20 protein-coding genes are annotated in these 19,492 nt (G+C 35.6%); 12 read left to right on the top strand and 8 right to left on the bottom strand.

The genetic code is table 11. The features are described 5' to 3' along the window. Window positions 1-12: 12 nt before the first annotated feature. Window positions 13-4,662 (bottom strand): RHS repeat-associated core domain-containing protein, encoded by a 4,650-nt coding sequence (locus tag ACT5E3_RS01695; RefSeq protein WP_444996595.1) that lies wholly within the window; start codon window positions 4,660-4,662, stop codon window positions 13-15. 300 nt (window positions 4,663-4,962) lie between these two features. Between ACT5E3_RS01695 and ACT5E3_RS01690 the strand changes: the two genes are divergently transcribed. From ACT5E3_RS01690 to ACT5E3_RS01660, 7 genes are all read left to right on the top strand, one after another. Further along, entirely contained in the window at window positions 4,963-5,754 is a 792-nt protein-coding gene (locus ACT5E3_RS01690; protein WP_444996594.1) for a sulfite exporter TauE/SafE family protein, read from the top strand. A 96-nt stretch (window positions 5,755-5,850) separates the two neighbouring features. Next, on the top strand, window positions 5,851-6,660 hold the full coding sequence (lgt, locus tag ACT5E3_RS01685) for a prolipoprotein diacylglyceryl transferase (RefSeq protein ID WP_444996593.1): 810 nt from the start codon (window positions 5,851-5,853) through the stop codon (window positions 6,658-6,660). 15 nt (window positions 6,661-6,675) lie between these two features. Continuing rightward, window positions 6,676-7,470 (top strand): thymidylate synthase, encoded by a 795-nt coding sequence (gene thyA, locus ACT5E3_RS01680; protein WP_444996592.1) that lies wholly within the window; start codon window positions 6,676-6,678, stop codon window positions 7,468-7,470. Window positions 7,471-7,567: 97 nt separating this feature from the next. Beyond that, a complete protein-coding gene (folA, locus tag ACT5E3_RS01675) occupies window positions 7,568-8,062 on the top strand; it encodes a type 3 dihydrofolate reductase (RefSeq protein ID WP_444996591.1) in 495 nt (164 codons plus the stop codon). A gap of 11 nt (window positions 8,063-8,073) precedes the next feature. Further along, entirely contained in the window at window positions 8,074-8,277 is a 204-nt protein-coding gene (locus tag ACT5E3_RS01670) for a hypothetical protein (RefSeq protein WP_444996590.1), read from the top strand. A 64-nt stretch (window positions 8,278-8,341) separates the two neighbouring features. Next, the gene (locus ACT5E3_RS01665) at window positions 8,342-8,866 is read left to right on the top strand and encodes a DUF6942 family protein (RefSeq protein ID WP_444996589.1); all 525 of its coding nucleotides are present in this window, start codon (window positions 8,342-8,344) and stop codon (window positions 8,864-8,866) included. A 1-nt stretch (window position 8,867) separates the two neighbouring features. Continuing rightward, window positions 8,868-9,374: a SixA phosphatase family protein gene (locus ACT5E3_RS01660; RefSeq protein WP_444996588.1), complete on the top strand. Its 507-nt coding sequence runs from the start codon at window positions 8,868-8,870 to the stop codon at window positions 9,372-9,374. A gap of 48 nt (window positions 9,375-9,422) precedes the next feature. Here the strand turns inward: ACT5E3_RS01660 and ACT5E3_RS01655 are convergent, their stop codons facing one another. From ACT5E3_RS01655 to yihA, 6 genes are all read right to left on the bottom strand, one after another. Then, window positions 9,423-9,824, bottom strand: coding sequence for an SMI1/KNR4 family protein (locus tag ACT5E3_RS01655; RefSeq protein WP_444996587.1), 402 nt, complete (start codon window positions 9,822-9,824; stop codon window positions 9,423-9,425). A gap of 163 nt (window positions 9,825-9,987) precedes the next feature. Further along, entirely contained in the window at window positions 9,988-10,473 is a 486-nt protein-coding gene (locus ACT5E3_RS01650; protein ID WP_444996586.1) for a chemotaxis protein CheW, read from the bottom strand. Then, complete coding sequence (locus ACT5E3_RS01645) at window positions 10,470-10,973, bottom strand: hypothetical protein (RefSeq protein ID WP_444996585.1); 504 nt, start codon at window positions 10,971-10,973, stop codon at window positions 10,470-10,472. The genes ACT5E3_RS01650 and ACT5E3_RS01645 overlap by 4 nt, the downstream gene beginning before the upstream one ends. 364 nt (window positions 10,974-11,337) lie before the next feature. Next, on the bottom strand, window positions 11,338-11,751 hold the full coding sequence (locus tag ACT5E3_RS01640; protein ID WP_444996584.1) for a hypothetical protein: 414 nt from the start codon (window positions 11,749-11,751) through the stop codon (window positions 11,338-11,340). 127 nt (window positions 11,752-11,878) lie between these two features. After that, a complete protein-coding gene (locus ACT5E3_RS01635; protein WP_444996583.1) occupies window positions 11,879-12,886 on the bottom strand; it encodes an ArsJ-associated glyceraldehyde-3-phosphate dehydrogenase in 1,008 nt (335 codons plus the stop codon). Window positions 12,887-12,969: 83 nt separating this feature from the next. After that, entirely contained in the window at window positions 12,970-13,590 is a 621-nt protein-coding gene (yihA, locus tag ACT5E3_RS01630) for a ribosome biogenesis GTP-binding protein YihA/YsxC (protein ID WP_444996582.1), read from the bottom strand. 170 nt (window positions 13,591-13,760) lie between these two features. Between yihA and ACT5E3_RS01625 the strand changes: the two genes are divergently transcribed. The 5 genes from ACT5E3_RS01625 to ACT5E3_RS01605 all read left to right on the top strand — a co-directional run bounded on the left by ACT5E3_RS01625 (window position 13,761) and on the right by ACT5E3_RS01605 (window position 18,725). Further along, the gene (locus tag ACT5E3_RS01625; RefSeq protein ID WP_444996581.1) at window positions 13,761-14,357 is read left to right on the top strand and encodes a c-type cytochrome; all 597 of its coding nucleotides are present in this window, start codon (window positions 13,761-13,763) and stop codon (window positions 14,355-14,357) included. Between the two features lie 129 nt (window positions 14,358-14,486). After that, window positions 14,487-15,128, top strand: a complete 642-nt coding sequence (locus ACT5E3_RS01620) for a hypothetical protein (RefSeq protein WP_444996580.1) — start codon at window positions 14,487-14,489, stop codon at window positions 15,126-15,128. A gap of 23 nt (window positions 15,129-15,151) precedes the next feature. Further along, window positions 15,152-15,985: an endonuclease/exonuclease/phosphatase family protein gene (locus ACT5E3_RS01615; protein ID WP_444996579.1), complete on the top strand. Its 834-nt coding sequence runs from the start codon at window positions 15,152-15,154 to the stop codon at window positions 15,983-15,985. A 31-nt stretch (window positions 15,986-16,016) separates the two neighbouring features. Further along, the gene (locus ACT5E3_RS01610; protein WP_444996578.1) at window positions 16,017-17,585 is read left to right on the top strand and encodes a GGDEF domain-containing protein; all 1,569 of its coding nucleotides are present in this window, start codon (window positions 16,017-16,019) and stop codon (window positions 17,583-17,585) included. A 6-nt stretch (window positions 17,586-17,591) separates the two neighbouring features. After that, entirely contained in the window at window positions 17,592-18,725 is a 1,134-nt protein-coding gene (locus ACT5E3_RS01605) for a hypothetical protein (RefSeq protein WP_444996577.1), read from the top strand. A 97-nt stretch (window positions 18,726-18,822) separates the two neighbouring features. Here the strand turns inward: ACT5E3_RS01605 and ACT5E3_RS01600 are convergent, their stop codons facing one another. After that, window positions 18,823-19,389, bottom strand: coding sequence for a GNAT family N-acetyltransferase (locus tag ACT5E3_RS01600; protein WP_444996576.1), 567 nt, complete (start codon window positions 19,387-19,389; stop codon window positions 18,823-18,825). Between the last annotated feature and the right edge of the window lie 103 nt (window positions 19,390-19,492).

Below are 19,492 nucleotides of genomic sequence, written 5' to 3'. Positions count from 1 at the left end.
AACTAAGCTCCTTTATAATTCACTAATCTGGTTAGCAAGGTGAGGACAATATGCTTTAAATTTTTTAACTGAGTTATTAAATGACTGTTTAGTTAAATCATCAATATTAGCGCCTAGCTTTATAGCTAATGACATCGCCGTAAGTTGATCTAACCACTCCTCACAAGGATCATCATTTTCTTCACATTCATCTAGATCATCAGCAGTTTTTCCCCCAGGAAATGGTATCACATTGTCATCCGACCCTTCACTAAGCTGATTAGGCCAACCAGGAGGCAATTCAGCTTCTAATGGAACATTACCTGACTCATTTGGCGTAACTGGAATAACAGGTGGTGGAAACATTTCCCTTCCTATTTCTCTAAGAACCATGTGAGGTTCTTTCCATAATCGCGCCCACATATGAAATAGGCGGCGTCTAATTTTGCCATCAGGGTCCACATAATTAACCGAATTCCCCCCAACATATCCATAAGTATTAACCCCACCATTCAATCCAATCGGGTCACTAGTGATATACCGCCCAATTTCCGAGTCATAGTATCTAAAATAGTTATAATGTAACTCAGTCTCACTGTCAAAATACTGCCCCGGAAATCTCAAATTGTTTTCAATAATATTGGTAGTAACCGTAGCTTTTCCAAACGGACTATAACTTGCTTGCCAAACAGTATTTTGACCATAGTCAGTCATCACCTCAGGTGTACCCAAATGAGAATTATGATAATAATAAACTTGTTGATTCATGATTTGTGCTAACGGTTGTCCGTGTAAATAAATGTATTCTTTACTGATACCTTCATTATTCGCTTCAGCAATCAACTGTCCTAAATAATTATAAACAAAATGGGTTTCAACACCATTGACTCTTTTAATACGGCGTTCACCTCTAGCACTATAGTGATAAGTAGCACTCATTCCCACTTTAGAAGCGCTCTTTAGTCGACCTTGATGATTATAAGTCAAAGTTAAATCACCCACCGTTAAAGTATTACCAACATCATCATAAGTAAACTCTTTTGCCCCATGACCGGTAATGGCAGTTAAATGATGACTGTTATCTGCATAAACATATTGTCCAACATTGACACCTGAAGTTTTACTTTGGCGATTAGCGATTTTGTCATAGCTAAAAACCAAGTCATCATATGTTCCTTTAGCAACAACTAATCTCGAAAGCTTGTCATAATCATAAGATTCATCCAACAGATGGTTCAGTGGATAAATGACTTTTTTAACGTTGTCAGTTAAATCATAGATATACTTTTTCTGCTGAATGCCAGTTGTTATCTGATCAGTTAATCGGTAGTCCAAATCATAAGTTCGGCTCAACTTTTGCCTATTTCCATAGGTTAAACTTTCCATTGGGCCAAAAGGTAAATAATGTATATTAGTAACTAAGGGATATAGAGCATCATCTCCTGGTGCCAGATGGTAAATCTCTTCAACTTTATCAACATTGTTATACCAGTAATCAAAATAGTGACCGCTTGGATAAATGCTCCCTGCCATCAACCCCGAATTACCGTAATTATATTTCATGACATAAGCTTTACCATTAATGGTTTGTGTTTCTTTAATAATATCTCCAAATCCATTATAGATATAATCGGTGATACCACTTTCATCAATAATTCTGGTTAATCGCCCAACCCCTTTATTACCATTAGAAGTATCATCGTAAATATAGATAATGTTTTCTGAGCTATCAGAATAACTTTGGCTTTTGATTCGATTAAGTGCATCATAAGTGAAAGTAACAGTAACTCCTCTTGCATCTCTCTTGGTCAGCACATTACCGGCTTTATCATAAGTGAACCGAGTTATCCCAGTATCAGGGCTGGTAATTTTTAATAAATTTCCTAGGTCGTCATAGTCATAAAGCGTATCTTTTCCTTCTGCATCTCTTAATTTTTTTAGTAAATTTTGTGCATTGTGTTCTTGATAAGTAGCATATCCTAACGCGTCTACTCGTTTACTTAAACGATTCAGTTGATCATATTTAAATGAGGTACTGTTTAATAATCCATTAGTTGACAATTCAATATTGCCAGCTTCATCATAACCAAATTCCGATTTAATTTGATTACCATTAATTGACTCCACCAACTGGTTGAATTCATTATATTGACTTGAATTAACATACTTTAATTGGTCGTTAGAATTCTTTAAGCTGACTTTCGTTAAGTTTCCTTTAAGGTCATAATCCAATACTTTACTATTGCCATTTCTATCGGTCATTTTAATGAGCTTTTTGGCCGCATTATAAAAGTAAGTATTGGAAGCACCAGAAGGCGAAGTGACCGATTGAATGAGTCCGTTATCATAATAACTAAACTTTGAAACTCTAGTGCGGTTGCCATCACGCAGTTTTATTTGAGTTATTTGATTATCTCGACTTCGATATTCAAACTGGATAATCAAGCCATTGCTGTCTGTCATTTGAGTGACACGCCCATGAGCATTATAAGTATCATAAGTCACTATCTGGTTTAATGCGTTTGTAGCTTTTTTAAGTTGCCCACACTCTCCACCGTGATAACAGTCATAATACTCATAAGTTTGATAATCATTAACATCTTCCCTCCGACCATCAATCAGTTTTAATTGACCTTTATCATTATATTGAAATGTGGTTTGATGACTAACTGGCACACCATCAAAAGTAAACCCATCCATAGCAGCACGAACTGGCTTTTTAAAGTCAGTATGATAAGAGATACTCTCTGTTTTTTTATGAGTAGTATTATCACTCACACTGGTACTAGTAATTTTCGTTGGCAAATGTTCATCATCACTTAAATACTCATAATCCGTAATAAAAGTTTTATTCACTAACTCTAAGTTTTCAGGATTACTATTTTCAGCAATAATATAGGAGGTAAACTTTTGAGTTTTTTTGGTGAGATGATTGCCCGTATATTGATACTCAATTTTTTCACCGGAAGGCATATTTTTTTCAAGCAGTCGCCTCGCCATGTTTACATTAGCGCCTTCCCATTTGAATGCGGTACTACTTTTTCCTTGAAATATTTGGGCTGCTTTATCTTGAGAGCCTTCCAACCCTTTTGAAATATTATAGGTTTTGGTACTGTTGTCAGCATAAGTAACTACACTCGTCTCATCATTATAAGTGATTTTAATTTTATCATAGCCATCGGCATGCCCCGACTCAATCACTCGTCCTTTAGTATCGTAAGCATAAGTGCCATATCTGATACCAGAATGTGAAATACCCGTTAGCGCATAAGGATAATTAGTATCTTCATAATGATATTCAATATCAGTTTCATCAGGATAAACCACTTTAACTAGCCGAGAGGTAGTCACCATTGTTGAATCAGCTCTATCGTATACATAAACAACAAATTCTCCCGCGGGACTAATAAGCTTTTCTATTCTACCTTGCCCATCATACTCAAAAGATAACTGATGCCCCGATGGGCCAATCACTTTTTTAATTCGATAGTATTGCCATGCATGTTGCTCATATTCCACCTTGGTTTCTCGTCCAGATACATCAATAATGGCATCTAACAACATTTCACCATTGACATTCTTGCGAGAAGCGTTAAAACGTAAACTACTGCCATTGGATTTTCTTGCATAGTAGTTTTTGCCAATGACATCAATTTTAATAAAAACATTGCTATCAATGCTTTTATTATCATCAGAGATAAATATCATATTTCCTTTTTCAGTAATTAAATATCGTTTATCCCTTAATCTGGCGGCATAGTTATGAGTCCATCCTTGACCGATATAAGGTTGAGTGTAATAACCTAAATTGGGAGATTCGTTTATTGAAAAATAATGACGAGAAAAATTTAACTCTCCACTTGCATAGTCAACCAGGCTTTCAGTTTTTTGTCCTGTAATGGGGCTACATGGATTGCCTTCGGTGGGCGTACAATATTGGGTTCTTTTACTGGTAATTATTTTTTCAAGATTACCGTTAAACTCCTGACAATAAGCGTTGGTTAAGGTAGCTCCTTTTTGTAGTAAATGGAAATTTTCAGGGCATTGAAATTGCGCTCTTTCATAATGATCACTGGTATATTCAAAGGCAGTAAAGCAACCTGGGTTAGTATCTGCGTCATTATAATTGTTCGTTATACGAAGAAATTTCCAAGTATGGCTAAAGTAATTATTACTATCTACTTCATCACAAGGATAACCACCACAACCTTGAGTAGGTTTGTCTGATATCCTTTCTATGACTTCAAATGAATCAGGACACTCAGGCTCACCGTCTCTCATTTTAATATATTCAGCCCAACTACTTCCCCACTTATCTTCTTTGCCATATTCTAGTTCACCCACTCTCACGGCTTGAACAGTCGGTTGATCATATATTCTAATAATATTTTTATTGACATGTTTTTGTGTTTTAACCAATTGATGATTACGATATTTATAATCAGAATTACGCAATGCTGTTTCGGCTTCTAATAGGGTTTTATATTCTTTGCCTTCAAATAAATATACCCATCGCTCTAGCTCTAATGAATTAACAGCTTGAGCAAATGATAAAATAACCAAACAAGAAACTATTTTTAATCGTTTTTTAGTTGGAAAAACGCTTTTGCTCTTTAGAAAAATATCCACGCAATAAAATAGACTTGAATAAAAAATAAGAAAAGTAGTTTGAAAAATTTTCATTAGATTCCCTTTTATGACAATAACTTAAGTTTAAAAAGACTGATTTTTACCCAAGCAAAAACTTCCTATCCTTGGATTTGTGAAGCAAAAATTAACATTGATTAAAAACCAAATATAGTGATAAATTCTTAAAAACTTATTTATGAGAACGCTATCACATAAATAAATCCTCCCCTTTAACTAAATATTGAGAGCCTGTTTACAAAAATCACTCTATTACCCAAAACTAAAAAATATCAACAACTCCTCCACCTTTCGTTACAATACCCCTCCACATACTCCACCACATTAGGTTGTCTTTTGGAAATTTGGCTTATATTCATCCTGGCTGGACTAACCGCAGGCTTTTTAGCAGGATTACTTGGCATTGGCGGTGGTTTTGTTGTGGTACCAGTATTAGTCTGGGCACTGCCGTTGGCTGGTATCCCTCAAAATGAAGTTGTTCATAGTGCGATTGGCACATCACTACTGTGTATCTGTATCACTGCTTTATCTTCGACTAAAGCCCACCATAATAAACATGCTGTAGATTGGCGGCTCTTTAAAGTTATAGTTCCTGGGCTAATTATTGGCTCTATACTTGGCGCCGCTTTAGCCTCATTACTGAATAGCACCGTTTTAATCACCATTTTTGTTAGCGGTGCGCTATTAACGGCTTGTTATTTGCTATCTGGCCACACACCTAAAGCTCACCCTAATCAAAACCAGTGGCCCTATGTGAGTTATGGCGTTTTAACCGGTACTATTTCTTCATTAATAGGCATCGGTGGTGGCTCTGTATTAGTTCCTTTTTTAATTTATCGTGGAAAAAAAGTGGTACAAGCCGTTGGCACAGCAGCAGCCTGCGGCTTTCCAATAGCGCTTTTTGGTGCCATTGGGTATGGCTTTTCGGGATGGAAGCAAGTTGAAACAGCATATGCTTCTGGGTATCTTTACTGGCCAGCCTTCGCTGGAATTGTTATTTTTTCTAGCTTAAGTGCCCCTTGGGGCGCCAAAGTTGCCCATTTTATTGCAGAAAAACGCTTGAAACAGTTATTCGCTCTATTTTTATTTTTCACCAGTGGGCAAATCCTATATAGTCACTGGTCTTAATACCCACTTGTTTTAGAGTGAACGGTTTAAATCAATTATGATTGAAACAATACCCTTAACATTAACCAATAATTAACCCATCGGTACTCGTGATTTATGGAATTTCCAAGTTTTGATCCTGTTATTTTTCAGATATGGGGACCTATTGGCCTCAACTGGTATGGATTAACTTATCTATTAGGTTTTGCAGGAGCCTGGTGGATGGGCACTGTGCGTAGTAAACAGACCAACAGTCCGTTTAATGCAGATCAGGTAAGTGATTTTTTGTTTTACGGTTTTTTAGGTGTCGTGCTTGGCGGTAGAGTCGGTTATGTCTTGTTTTACCATCTCGACTTTTTTATCGCAGATCCCTTTTATCTATTTAAAATATGGGATGGTGGTATGTCATTTCATGGCGGTTTATTAGGTGTGCTAGTGGCTTTTTGGTATTTTGCTCGTAAAACTCAAAAACCCTTCTTTGTTATTGCTGACTACTTCGTGCCGATGGTACCTATTGGTTTAGCCACGGGGAGATTTGGCAATTTTATTAATGGGGAGCTCTGGGGAAGAGTCACTGACTTATCATCAACTCCTTGGGCAATGCACTTTCCGCATGATCCTGAGGGTGTTTATCGTCACCCTTCTATGTTGTATGAATGCTTTTTAGAAGGTATTGTCTTATTTATTATCTTGTATTTTTATAGCCGTACACCTAAGCCTAAAATGGCTGTAAGCGGTGTATTTTTATTAGGTTATGGTGTATTTCGTTTTATTATTGAATACTTCCGCGAACCCGATGAGCATTTAAAGGAATTAGCTGAATTTTTATCGATGGGACAAATATTATCTTTACCCATGATTATTGTTGGGTTAGTGATGATTATTTGGGCTTATAAAAAGAAAACTTTAACAACCACCCCCGTTTAAATTCAGGAGTTTTTAATGCAACAATATTTAGAGATGATACAGCATGTCATGGATAATGGCGCAGACAAAGGTGATAGAACGGGTACAGGTACTCGCAGTGTATTTGGTTACCAAATGCGATTTGATTTACAAAAAGGCTTTCCTTTAGTTACCACTAAAAAGTTGCATTTACGCTCCATTATGATCGAGTTACTGTGGTTTCTTAATGGCGATACAAATATTGAATACTTAAAAGAAAATGGGGTCAGCATATGGGATGAGTGGGCTGATGAAAATGGTGATTTAGGTCCCGTTTATGGTGAGCAATGGCGTCGCTGGAAAAAGCCAGATGGCACTACTGTTGATCAAATTGCCAATGTTGTAGACACCATTAAAAACAATCCTAATAGCAGACGAATTATGGTGGTTGCATACAACCCCGGTGTGGCAGATGAAATGGCGCTGCCGCCTTGTCACTCTTTATTTCAGTTCTATGTGGCTGATGGAAAATTATCTTGTCAACTTTACCAACGTAGCTGCGATATTTTTTTAGGGGTTCCTTTTAACATTGCATCATACGCCTTATTAACACACATGATGGCACAACAATGTAACTTAGAGGTAGGGGAGTTTATTTGGAGTGGCGGTGATGTTCATTTATATTCTAATCACTTTGAACAAGCAAAAATCCAATTACAAAGATCTCCCTTACCTTTACCACAGCTAAACATAAAACGTAAGCCCGATGATATTTTTAGTTATCAATATGAAGATTTTGAAATTGTTGGCTATGAATCACACCCACATATTAAAGCGCCTGTGGCAGTATAAGACAAAAAGCTGCAATAATTTGTATAACGACACGTTAAACATATAATTTAAACAACGGTTAACCCATTAATAAAGTGATCACTCTGGAAAAAAGCGAATGACCAAACCCATTATTTCACTCATTGCCGCTATGGCAAAAGATCGAGTTATAGGCAAAGATAACCAAATGCCCTGGCACCTACCAGCAGACTTAAGACACTTTAAAACCATTACTATGGATAAACCCATTATTATGGGTCGGAAAACATTTGAATCAATAGGTCGCCCCTTACCTGGCCGGAAAAATATTGTTATCAGTCGTCAAATAAGCTACCAGGCTGAAGGATGTGATACGGCAAATTCAATTGAAGCGGCGATAGAGTTAGTCAATAATGTAAAAGAAATAATGATCATTGGAGGTGGTTTTCTTTACTCTCAAGCGCTGCCAATTGCCAATAAATTGTATTTAACTTTTATTGATTTAACCGTTGATGGTGACACTCAATTTCCTGAATATGAGCAATTAGCGTTAACAGAAATTAAACGAGAAGCATTTCAAGCTGATGATAAAAACCCTTATTCATATGAATTTGTTGATTACCTGATTAATTAGAGGAGTTACTTATGTCTGGTCAAGGTTCTGCTGGCAACATTATTGCCGCACTTTGTAGTTTTTTTATTCCTGGTTTAGGCCAATTATTACAAGGCAGACTTTTGTTAGCCATCATTCAGTTTTTATTAGCTGGTTTTTTATGGTGGTTTTTCTTAGGTTGGATCATTCATTTATGGTCAATTATTGATGCCGCAATGTTTAAAGCCAAAAACTAATTATTGGGCAGAAGTCACAAAGTTATCTAGCTCATTCACTTACTGAGTTGGATAGTACAGCTTAATGAATAAATCAAAAATGATTGGTATCGGCAATCCTAATGCACAACTGATAGTTTACAATGCTAACCGCCCACCACTTGATGAGTTTAAGTTACTCACTAACATTCGTGGATTAAAGCAAGGCGAAATCCGGTTAATTGGAGAATTAACTGGAAATCACTGGCGTAAAATATTCAATTGTTTTGCTAAGTTAATATTCGAACTACAACCCAAACATTTTAAAACCTGGCAAACCCTGAGAGATAATGAACTACTCACTGACTCAGGCGAAGAACTACTGCTTTTCTCTAAACCGAATATACATGCTGCTAGAACAGGTTCAAATGCAACCAGTCCGATCCATATCATTAGTGGTAAAACTTACTTTTCACAATTGTCATTAAATATAAAGGTTGAGTGGCTTGACGATTTTTTTGCAATAAACTCTCAATATAAACTCATTGTAAGCCCTTATTTTGACTATCGCCAGCTCAGTAATATTAAGATTACCCAACTTGTTAGTTTGATCAATAACTTGAGAAAATAAAATGAAATATTTAATAATAACTATCGGCTTGCTGCTACTATGCTCAACCGTTAATGCTGAAGATACTCTTAAAGATCAAACAGTAACAATTTATTTAGTTAGACACGCTGAAAAGCAAACTGATGACACAAAAAACCCATCTCTCACTCAGCAAGGACAACAAAGAGCAAAAAAGTTAGCACAAACATTAAAACTTAAAAATATAAAAAGAATATTTTCAACTCAATATAAAAGAACCATACAAACAGCATTACCACTAGCAAAACAACTTAAAATTGATATTGAATTTTATGACCCAGGAAAGTTACTGTTGTTTGCTAACGAAATAACAACATTAAAAGAAAATATCTTGATTGTCGGTCATAGCAATACAACCCCGGTTTTGGTTGAGCTATTAGGAGGTAAGCCCTTTGGAAAAATAAAAGAAAATGAATATGATAGACTCTATGTCTTAGAAAAATATCATGGTGAAGTTGAATCTAAGCTATTAAAAACAAATCATCAATAGCAAAACAGTTTTTGTCCAGCTGATAACTAACTTAAACTGACCAAACGGCTAACTATTCACCCAAACATCAAGTGCCCATTCCCAAATACTCTCCCATGACTCATCAGATAGTTCGCCAGCCTGCCATAATAAAACCTCTCCTTCCTGGTTAATACAGTAGTACCCCAATCCAATACGACAAATTGGAATTAAACTTCTAGATAAACCATTATCCCATGCCTCAGCTGTTACTTCAGGTAAGTAAGTATGCATATGAGGATCACAAACGGTTACTGGCTCTATTGCTCCGCAGACTAAATCACTCACATTGAGTAAAAAGCTTCTCAGCCCTGAAGGAATAGGTAATAATAACTGCTCTTCAATTTCAACTAATAAATCTTCATCAGGCAACTCCATTGGAATTGTCTGAGTAATAGCAGCCGCTTGTATTATTTCTAATGCATCTTCCATTCGTTTATTGATACTCTTTTATTGATACTTTTCTGTTGGTATTAGTGAGGAAAAGTTATGCTTGTAAAAGTTAATAGACATAAAATTTCTTAATGCTTGCATTATGGTAGCATAACTCAACAAAGCGGGGATAATTAAACACGTATGTTTTATAATAAACCGATTAATATTCAGTGATTAACATTGGTATTTGTATTCCTGAAACCAGATTTGGCGTTAAAAATAGCTTCTCTAAATTGATAATAGGGATCCTCAAACCATTGTATCTAAAGCAAGCCCTTGTAATTTTACTCAAGGTATCTGCGTCTTCAGATAAATCACAATAGTCAGCGTCATATATTTGAATTAAAACTGGCTGTTTGTGTAACTGAATCGCAGCAAAATCGACCTGATTACCATTCCAATATTTAATAACAACAACTTTACTTTTATTCTGCTGAGAATTAATTAATAACTTACCTAAATTTAATACCGGGAGTAACCTGTTTCTCCAACGGAAAACAGACTTACAATAATGAGGTGTTAAAGGTACTTCAATAATATTGGGAGAGACAATAAACTCTTGCATTGATTGAGTACTGATAGCCACAAACTGATTGGGTACATACTCCAATAACCAAGCATTTGAAACTTGGTTCTCTTGTTTCATAAATATTCTACTCCCCGACTTTCTTTTATGAAGTATTGATTAACAGGCATAAGCGTTAAAGTGACATAACGATATAACTTTTCAAAATTAACTTCAAAATATTCCTGTTCATTAATTTGTATTAAGCCTTGGATGGGAGATTGATGAGAAAACATTGAAACAGGTAATTTAGCTATTTTTCCTTTGACTTGATAGTCAGTAAAAGCAACTTTTTCGCAATATAGACCAAAATGATAGTCTTGTCGTTTTAAAATAACAACGCGATTTCTCTCTGGCGTTCTAATTTGAGTTAAATTAAAATGGCGATTTAAATAGAGCAAACTAATTTCACTCCATAATGGCTGATTGATGTGATCGTCCATATCACTACTTAACATAACAGACTGAATACAACTATTATTAATTGCTATGCCAATACCATCCCAGTTCATCAAACAAAAATTGTCAATTTTTTGACGTTCATTGTAACAATAGCTATCTCTACTTTTATCGATACTCACTCAATGAAGCCCTTTTATTATATTAATTATTCCGCCAGATATTAGCGCTTTTCCCTTGACTACAATTGTTAATTAAGGCGTATTTTTATCATTTTCCATTCATATTTATCAAAAAACGTGACAGACTCATCAAAATAGAAATATCGAGTATTACCTTTCGAGAACAAATGGCCAATATTTTTAGTTATAACTCTAATAGCTCATTTTATTAGCAATAAAATCATAGAATAAAATTATTAAAATACTTTTGAAAACTTTTTTTCTCAAAATAAAAGGTAAAAAGCTTTAAAATATTAACCGATATGTGACAAAAAAAACTACACTTTTTGTTTAAGAAGATATGAACACAATAAGCCAAAAACTATCATAATCGCAGCGTCAAAAATACATGAGAAAAAACCAAAATTAAGATAACAAATCCAGACAGAAGTGTTCCGACTAGTCGTCCAGCAGTATTAGACATATAATAAAAGCCTACATCTAAACTAACGTCTTTTTGAGTGGCATAACTCAAAATTAAAAATGAATGAATTGCCGAGTTAATTGCAAACACTATTGCAAATATCAAAAGGCCACCGACAATAATCCATGCAGGATTATAACTATTTTGATCTGCTATAAGCATTAAGACAGGAATTATTAATAAAGCTAATGCGGCATTAAAAGCTGCTTTTCCATCAGGTGTATTTTTTGAGCCAGTTATTACCAACACCCATTTAAAAAGTTGACCTTGAGCATCGTTAGGTAATAATAATTTCAGGCTACTTTTAGCACTCATTTTTATTGAGATCTTTATACAATACCAGAAATAGCTTGCGCAACCATAACATAAGCAGCGCTTAGGTAGCTTTCCATACTTAACATAAGGAGTGAAAGTATTTGTAAAAAAGTCTACTAAAAAGCGTTTAATAATGTGAAGCTATCATCAAAGAAATATCTTTCATTCGCTCAACATAATTAATCTCATTATCATACCAAGCAATTACTTTTAATAAATTACCATTAGTTACTTGAGTAGATAATCCATCAATAATAGCAGAGCGTTTGTCGTCTTTATAATCAACAGAAACCAAAGGCCGGGTTTCAAACCCAAGAATATCTTTTAAGACACCTTTAGATGCAGCTTCAAAAGCAGCATTCACTTCTTCAATGCTGGTTTGACGGCTCGTATTTACAACTAGATCGACAATAGAAGCATTGACGATTGGCACTCTGACAGCTAGTCCATTTAATTTACCTTCAAGCTCTGGAAAAATTTTCATAATCGCAGTAGTCGAACCTGAGGTTGTTGGAATTAATGACTCAGCACAAGAACGTGCTCGTCGAAGATCTTTATGTGCGCTGTCAATAATAGTTTGCGTATTAGTAATATCATGTATGGTTGTCATTGCCCCTTGTTCAATACCAAAACTATCCTGTAATACTTTGATCACTGGGGCAAGACAATTAGTCGTGCAAGAGGCAGCAGTAATTAAATGATTATACTGATGATCATATAAATGTTGATTAACACCATAAACAATGTTCAAAGTATCACCATCTTTAACCGGGCATGCCACTAATACTTTTTTTACGCCTTGCTCAAAAACTCGACTAAACATGGCCGTTTTTCGATAACATCCACTTGCTTCAATTAATAAATCAATATTTCCCCAGTCGGTATTTTCCATACTCACTTCTTGAGTATGTTTGATTCGTTTACCTTGAATGACAATGCTATCGTCTTCGGCGACAATTTGATTATGCTTAAATTTGCCATGCACAGAGTCAAACTCAAGCAAATGAGCACTACATTCAGCATTGCCTGCAGGTTCATTAATATGAACAACATCAAGCTCAGGAGAATCCCAAATTGTGCGCAGAAATAACCTGCCCATTCGGCCAAAGCCATTAATCGCTATTTTTAGAGGCATGTATAGAAAAAACCTAAAATTTAATATAAAAAGATAAAAAGTAACATGGGTTTATGAAGCAAAAATGACATGAGAAGACAATTTTACTCATCACCTTCAAAGCCATACCATATTTTTAGTTGTTCAATTAACTCTTCAATACCAATTTTTTGAGTCGCAGAGAAAACCTGGCTTGTAATATCTGGAGAAATTCTGGCTAAATGCTTGTTTGCAGCCAAATGAGCTGCTTTACGGGCCCCAGATTTTAGCTTATCGGCCTTACTCAATACGACATGGGTAGGTATTTCAGCAGAAACAGCCCAATTAATGATTTGCTTGTCCGTTTCCTTCATAGGGTGACGAATATCCATAAAAACCACCAATGCTTGCAAACATTTTCTTTGCTGCAAATAATGGCTTAGGGTTGTTTGCCACTTTTCCTTAACGCTCTTAGAGACTTTTGCAAATCCATAACCCGGTAAATCAGTCAAACGGCAATCATCATCAAGCCTAAAAAGGTTAATTAATTGCGTCCGCCCAGGCGTTTTGCTTGTTTTGGCTAAGCTTTTTTGCTCTGTAATAGCATTAAGAGCCGTAGACTTACCAGCATTAGACCGACCAGCTAAAGCAACTTCAATGCCTTCATCTGGCGGTAATTGTTTTAATTCAGCAGCTCCCATTAAATAACGGGCAACTCGGAAAGGGTTGTTATTAGTATTCATCATGAGCTGTGGCTTTTTGATCTCGCTTTGCCTATAATTCACGCATTCTCGATTCGATAGCGTGTAAGTATATGTTTTGCAGCCATTAACCTGCAAGGCTTAGACTTAATAATTTGGTCAACGGTGTTATCAAGTCATATTTTAAAAACCGCATTTTAGCTAAAGGTAATAAAATGAATAGAACTATCGGTTTGTTGTTAGCGGCATTATTTGTTAGCAATGTTTCAGCAGGTGATGCTGCCAAGGGGAAAAGTAAAACAGCTGTATGTGCAGGTTGTCATGCCGCTGATGGTAATAGCCCATTAGCAATAAACCCTAAGATTGCAGGTCAAGGTGAGAAGTATCTAATCAAACAGCTACATGATTTCAAGTCTGGTGCTAGACCTAATGCCACAATGGCTCCAATGGCAAACATGTTAAGTGATGAAGACATAGAGAACGTAGCCGCATTCTATGCTTCACAAAAAATCCAATATTCAGCAGTACCTGAAGAATATATTGAATTAGGTAGTCGTTTATATCGTTCAGGCGATTCAGATCGTGGTATTCCTGCCTGTATGGCTTGTCATGGTGCTACTGGCAATGGCATGGCTGCAGCAGGATATCCAAGTGTTGGGGGACAACATCCTGAGTATGTAAAAGCTCAGCTAATAGCCTTTAGAAGTGGTGAACGAAATAATGATTTAAATAATGTTATGAGAGATGTTGTTGCTAAAATGAGTGACGAGCAAATCGAAGCATTAGCTTACTATATGGTTGGGCTACACTAAACAAGGTTTTGAGCTTTAAAATCAAAAAGCGGTTAACTTAACCGCTTTTTTTATGTCTACACTATTTAACTCCATTATCAACTGCGTATAATAAAACTCGTATTTATTAACCATAACAGGTTTATTTTCATGACATTTTTAAAGCTATTCACAACATTAAGCTTGTTGCTTAGTTTTATATCAGCAGTATTTGCTGAAGAATCGGCAGTATATATTGAAGGTGTAGATTACTGGAAAGTACAAACTAAATTAGTCGATGTGAATAATGAACTAGATAACTTAAATAAAATTGCTGATATTGAGTTTTTTTATTGGTATGGCTGTGAACCATGTAGACAGATAGAGGAAGCGCTTACTAACTTTCAGGCTTCTAATCCAAATCTAACAATTAAACGAACACCATTAATTGCTCATCTAAACTGGCGAGAGCAAGCTTATATTCAGCCAGTAATACAGCAATTGGTTGCGGCTCAGGTCAATGTACCGCCCCAAGAAACTATTTATCAGGCCTGTTTATCTGACTGCTCAGTTTTTAATAGCTACGAATCAACACTTGATTGGCTAAAGCAAACTTTAAAACTTGAGCAGTTTCCTAGAGTTAATGAGCTAGCGGTATGGCAGGCTGAAAAAGATTATCGAAAACGTGCAGAAACTTTTTCCATTTCTCAAGTTCCGACTATTATTATAAGAGAGAACTATGCTGTGGATGCTAACACTGCTAAAAGTAGCCAGCGACTAATGAACATTGTTAGTTTCCTTTTAACTCAATAATTTAACTAATTAAACAAGGGCTTATGATTGATTCAGGCTATAAATACAGACCGACAGCACCCACTCAACATTCTGACAATCGTTTAAAGTTACTTAGTTATAATATTCAGGTAGGAATTGGAAGTCATAGCTATAAAGACTACGTCATGCAAAGTTGGCGGCATATCCTGCCAGATTCCAAGCGCCAGATTCATCTCGCCAACATCGCACAATGGATGGCTGATTTTGATATTGTAGCGCTTCAAGAAGTTGATGCTGGCAGCTTAAGAACACAATTTGTTAATCAGGTTGCATTTTTAGCTCAAAAAGGCGGCTTTCCTCATTGGCACCACCAACAAAATAGACATTTAGGTAAATTTGCAGCACACTCAAATGGTTTATTAACCAAGCACCCCGTTGAACATATTGTTCATCATAAATTACCAGGAAGAATCGCAGGTCGAGGCGCATTACAAGCAAATTTTGGTAAGGGCGAACATCAACTGCTCGTTTTATCCCTTCACTTAGCACTCAGTCCTCAAGCCAGAAAGAAGCAACTCACTTATATTTGTGAGCTACTCGCAGCTTACCCATATTATGTTATTATGGGTGACATGAACTGTGATCATAAACAAGCTGCAAAAGAATTCAATAAGAGCGGCTTAGATGTTACTGTTGGTAATAATATTCAGCCAACTTTTCCACGTTGGAATCCCAAACATCACTATGATCAAATTTGGGTTAGTAGTAATTTAAGAATTGTTGATTGCCAGGTGATGGAATTAGGCGTCTCTGATCATTTGCCTATTATGATGGAAATAGAAATCCCTGATAAACTCCAAAGTATAAAAACAATTCCTGAGTACTATTTGAATTAACTCTACTGATGACTAAAGTGACGAAATAACAATGAGTGAAATACAAATTCAGGAACTTGTTGAAGAACAAGCAGAGTTGAAACGATGTGTTTCTCGTTTAAGTTATGTCGGCATGGGAATATCAGACGAACTAGATGAACTACTCAAACAATTAAGAGATGGTATTAAGTCTGACTCTGATATAAACGAATTAAAAAATATCACAGAAAAAATTAGTAAACTCTTACTAACCATTGAAGACGAACAAGTCATTCCACGCGGCAAAATTGAAGTTATTGAACACGACGCTAACTTTATGCAACTGTTTAAAGATAGTCGACTACCTTCTGATTTAAAGATAGAGTTACAAAAAGTCCAACAAAAAATACAAAATGATGAAGCTGTAAAAATTTCAAAGTCAATTGTGGATGTTATTTTAAACTATGTTAATAGCGTTGAGTCAACACCTAAGCCCTCAACTAAAAAGAAAGGATTTTTCAGTAATCTATTTCAATCAAACAAACAACAAGAAATATCTGACGAGCATAGAGCGGCTCCTCTTGAACAAGTTCCAGATGAATTAAGGACATCACTCCAACATTTAATTGATCAGCTCTCAGCAATTGATCACTACCAAGAAGTTGCAATAAAACTGACTGAAAAAGTGATGCTACTCAATTCAATTGCAGAGCTAGCAGATATTTTGGAGCTTATTACAGGCGCATTTGTCAATATTGCCAGCCACGAGCATGAACAGCTTGAACGCTTTTTAAAGTCTCTCGATAAAAGAATTGAACGAGTCAATAGCTTTATTAACAATACCTCTCAGTATAGCCAACAAGTCACTAAGAATAGCAACTTGCTTGATCAAGAAATTAAAGGCAGCGTTATTGACATTAAAAATGATGTCGAGTCGGCAACTTCATTACCAGAACTTAAAGAGCATGTTTATCAAAAAATTGATTCTATTTTGTCAAAAGTTAATCAATTTTGCACTCAACAAGAAAGCAATGAAAAAAAACTACAAAAAAGTATTAATAGCTTGCAAGAACAATTACGTGCGACAGAAGATGAGTCTTCACGATTAAAAGAAGAGTTTGCAGAACAAAGAATGAGAGCCCAAACTGATCCGCTAACTCACTTACCCAACCGCTATTCTTACAATGAACGACTCACTCAAGAGTATAATCGATGGCGACGTTACCGTAGTCCTTTAAGTTTAGTTATATGCGACATTGATCACTTTAAGCAAGTTAACGATGAATATGGACATGCTGCTGGAGATCAAGTGCTAAAAGAGATAGCTCATTATTTACAAGCTAGTTTAAGAGAGTCTGATTTTGTCGCTCGCTTTGGTGGAGAAGAATTTGTTATTTTATTGCCTGAAACCCCTTTGATTGATGCAACTAAAGCCATGAATAAACTCCGCCAAGGAGTCAAAGAAGTTAAAGTTACATACGAAGCTCAAACCATCTCAATTGCTATGTCAATTGGTATTTCTGAATTTGAAAATAGTGATACAGCCAAAGCCGTATTTTCCAGGGCGGATCAAGCACTATACCGAGCAAAAGAAAAAGGGCGAGATCAAGTTTGCTGTCAGCGCGCATCGAAAAATAGCTAAAATAAGATGCTACTCGATTTTTCCTCCGATTACTATGTGGCATGGGAGCAACTTAACCAATTAAAAAAACGCCTCCATCATTTTGCTCACCAACCAATTACAGATTCAGTATCGGAAAAAGACTCTTTAGAAAGAAAAACGATTGAATTTATCAAGCAGATAACGATAGATGCCGTAGAAGGTGGTTTCTATCGAATAGAGAATAAAAAGTATCAAGTTAATACCATTGAAAATATCATTTTAGCTGAATACTTACTAGTTGCAGATAAGGTTTTTTTAAGTGGCGAATTTATTTACCTTGCCAATCGTATTTTGCTCAATATTCAAAAGCACTTATTTAATCGACAAACAAGTTTTTGCATCAGCCAACAAAATTACAGCAACAATCCTCCTTTCAAAGTATCAGGGAATCAGTTAATAAAAATATTGGATAAAAATGAACGACAACTCTTATTAGCATTTTTAGGCCAAGACACCATCATTGAAAATACTCACTATCATCTAGATTATTTCTTTAATATTAAGGCGGCCGCCGATAAGTCAGGACTTCACTATAAACAAGCGCAAATTATTGAAAATACGATGCAACAAAAATTAAGTGCATTTTTAGAGCCTCAATATCACCCAACGACCAACAATTCCAAAAACGAAATTTATATTAATACTCAACTTTTAAATACCATCACTCAATCTATAATTTGGCATAATAACAAACAGTTTATTAGTTTAGCCGAAGAGGTATATCAGGTTTTAATTAAGCACCTATCACTAATAATTAAACAACCAGTTCAGCTATCAATAGAAAAACAAGTAGAAATTTGTTATTCGATTACCACCTTTAACCAGATTAACTTTAACGAGCGGCAAATAAAAAAAGTTGCTGAATATTTTAGCCAAATTAACATTTCAACATTAGATACTTTGCCTTATAAGGCTCAATATGAGTTGATTGTACTTTGCAAAATATTTAGCCATTTTAATTTAACAACGTCACCGATTGAGCAGTTTCCTCCACAATTAGCAGCAGAATCCCGCAAAATAAAAATAGTAACAATCAATAATTCAGCTAGTTTATTAACAAAGAAACACCAATTACTCGAAAAATACGATACGCACTTGTATTTATTTACAGTCAATTAACTCTATTGATAGAGTCGCTTTTTGCATATTCGTACTAAGTGAATGGATTAAACGACTCATCGTCGTGTCAATCTGTAAAAATATTCATTTCAGATTATTAAGCATTTTTATATTCTGAGCGCAGAATAGCCATAACCACATCATCACACCACTCACCTTTAAACAAAACACTTTTTTTAAGATGCCCCTCAAACCTAAAACCAACTCTTTTAAATAGCTGCTGAGAGGCTTGATTTCTAGGATCTATAGAAACATGGATCCTGTGCAACTGATGTTTGGCAAATAAATAGTGAATTAATGCATTAATTGCTTCAACTGCATAACCTTTTTTCTGATATTGCGTATCTAATGCAATACCTAATTCAGCTTGTTGCTGAGTTTCAACATCAATACAGAAAGCAACATCACCAATGACTATATTTTTTTGCTCTTTAAGCTGAAGCGCCACTTGATACCAGTGCCCCGCGTCAGCCGCCTTTCTTGCTTGCATACCTTTAACATATTCAACCACTTCATTGGTAGATTCAGGTGTCCAGCCTTGAAATAAAGAAACTTCTGGCTGATTTCTATATAAATATACTGCCTCGGCATCATTCTCTGTCACCGGCCTTAAAATAAGCCGCTCAGTATTAGCCAACTGTGGATGATTAAATTGCCCAGCCATTGTTTAATCCAGTAAATTTTTCATTTTTTTATTCTATCCTTTAACTTAAACTAAAGAAATTATATTCGGGAAAAATTTTAAGTCATTCACCTGAAAGCTGCAT

It is taken from the genome of Aliikangiella litoralis (assembly GCF_052495765.1).
The sequence above is the reverse complement of the archived record's forward strand: the minus strand, read 5'-3'. Positions and strand labels throughout refer to the sequence as shown.

Bases quoted from the DNA above. Each gene is read 5' to 3' on its own strand.
- ACT5E3_RS01650 (WP_444996586.1), bottom strand. From the start codon at position 10,473: ATGAAACAAGAGAACCAAGTTTCAAATGCTTGGTTATTGGAGTATGTA.
- ACT5E3_RS01670 (WP_444996590.1), top strand. From the start codon at position 8,074: ATGTCTGGTCAAGGTTCTGCTGGCAACATTATTGCCGCACTTTGTAGT.
- ACT5E3_RS01615 (WP_444996579.1), top strand. From the start codon at position 15,152: ATGATTGATTCAGGCTATAAATACAGACCGACAGCACCCACTCAACAT.
- yihA (WP_444996582.1), bottom strand. From the start codon at position 13,590: ATGATGAATACTAATAACAACCCTTTCCGAGTTGCCCGTTATTTAATG.
- ACT5E3_RS01660 (WP_444996588.1), top strand. From the start codon at position 8,868: ATGAAATATTTAATAATAACTATCGGCTTGCTGCTACTATGCTCAACC.
- lgt (WP_444996593.1), top strand. From the start codon at position 5,851: ATGGAATTTCCAAGTTTTGATCCTGTTATTTTTCAGATATGGGGACCT.
- ACT5E3_RS01655 (WP_444996587.1), bottom strand. From the start codon at position 9,824: ATGGAAGATGCATTAGAAATAATACAAGCGGCTGCTATTACTCAGACA.
- ACT5E3_RS01610 (WP_444996578.1), top strand. From the start codon at position 16,017: ATGAGTGAAATACAAATTCAGGAACTTGTTGAAGAACAAGCAGAGTTG.
- ACT5E3_RS01665 (WP_444996589.1), top strand. From the start codon at position 8,342: ATGAATAAATCAAAAATGATTGGTATCGGCAATCCTAATGCACAACTG.
- ACT5E3_RS01620 (WP_444996580.1), top strand. From the start codon at position 14,487: ATGACATTTTTAAAGCTATTCACAACATTAAGCTTGTTGCTTAGTTTT.
- folA (WP_444996591.1), top strand. From the start codon at position 7,568: ATGACCAAACCCATTATTTCACTCATTGCCGCTATGGCAAAAGATCGA.
- ACT5E3_RS01640 (WP_444996584.1), bottom strand. From the start codon at position 11,751: ATGAGTGCTAAAAGTAGCCTGAAATTATTATTACCTAACGATGCTCAA.
- ACT5E3_RS01625 (WP_444996581.1), top strand. From the start codon at position 13,761: ATGAATAGAACTATCGGTTTGTTGTTAGCGGCATTATTTGTTAGCAAT.
- ACT5E3_RS01605 (WP_444996577.1), top strand. From the start codon at position 17,592: ATGCTACTCGATTTTTCCTCCGATTACTATGTGGCATGGGAGCAACTT.
- ACT5E3_RS01695 (WP_444996595.1), bottom strand. From the start codon at position 4,662: ATGAAAATTTTTCAAACTACTTTTCTTATTTTTTATTCAAGTCTATTT.
- thyA (WP_444996592.1), top strand. From the start codon at position 6,676: ATGCAACAATATTTAGAGATGATACAGCATGTCATGGATAATGGCGCA.
- ACT5E3_RS01600 (WP_444996576.1), bottom strand. From the start codon at position 19,389: ATGGCTGGGCAATTTAATCATCCACAGTTGGCTAATACTGAGCGGCTT.
- ACT5E3_RS01635 (WP_444996583.1), bottom strand. From the start codon at position 12,886: ATGCCTCTAAAAATAGCGATTAATGGCTTTGGCCGAATGGGCAGGTTA.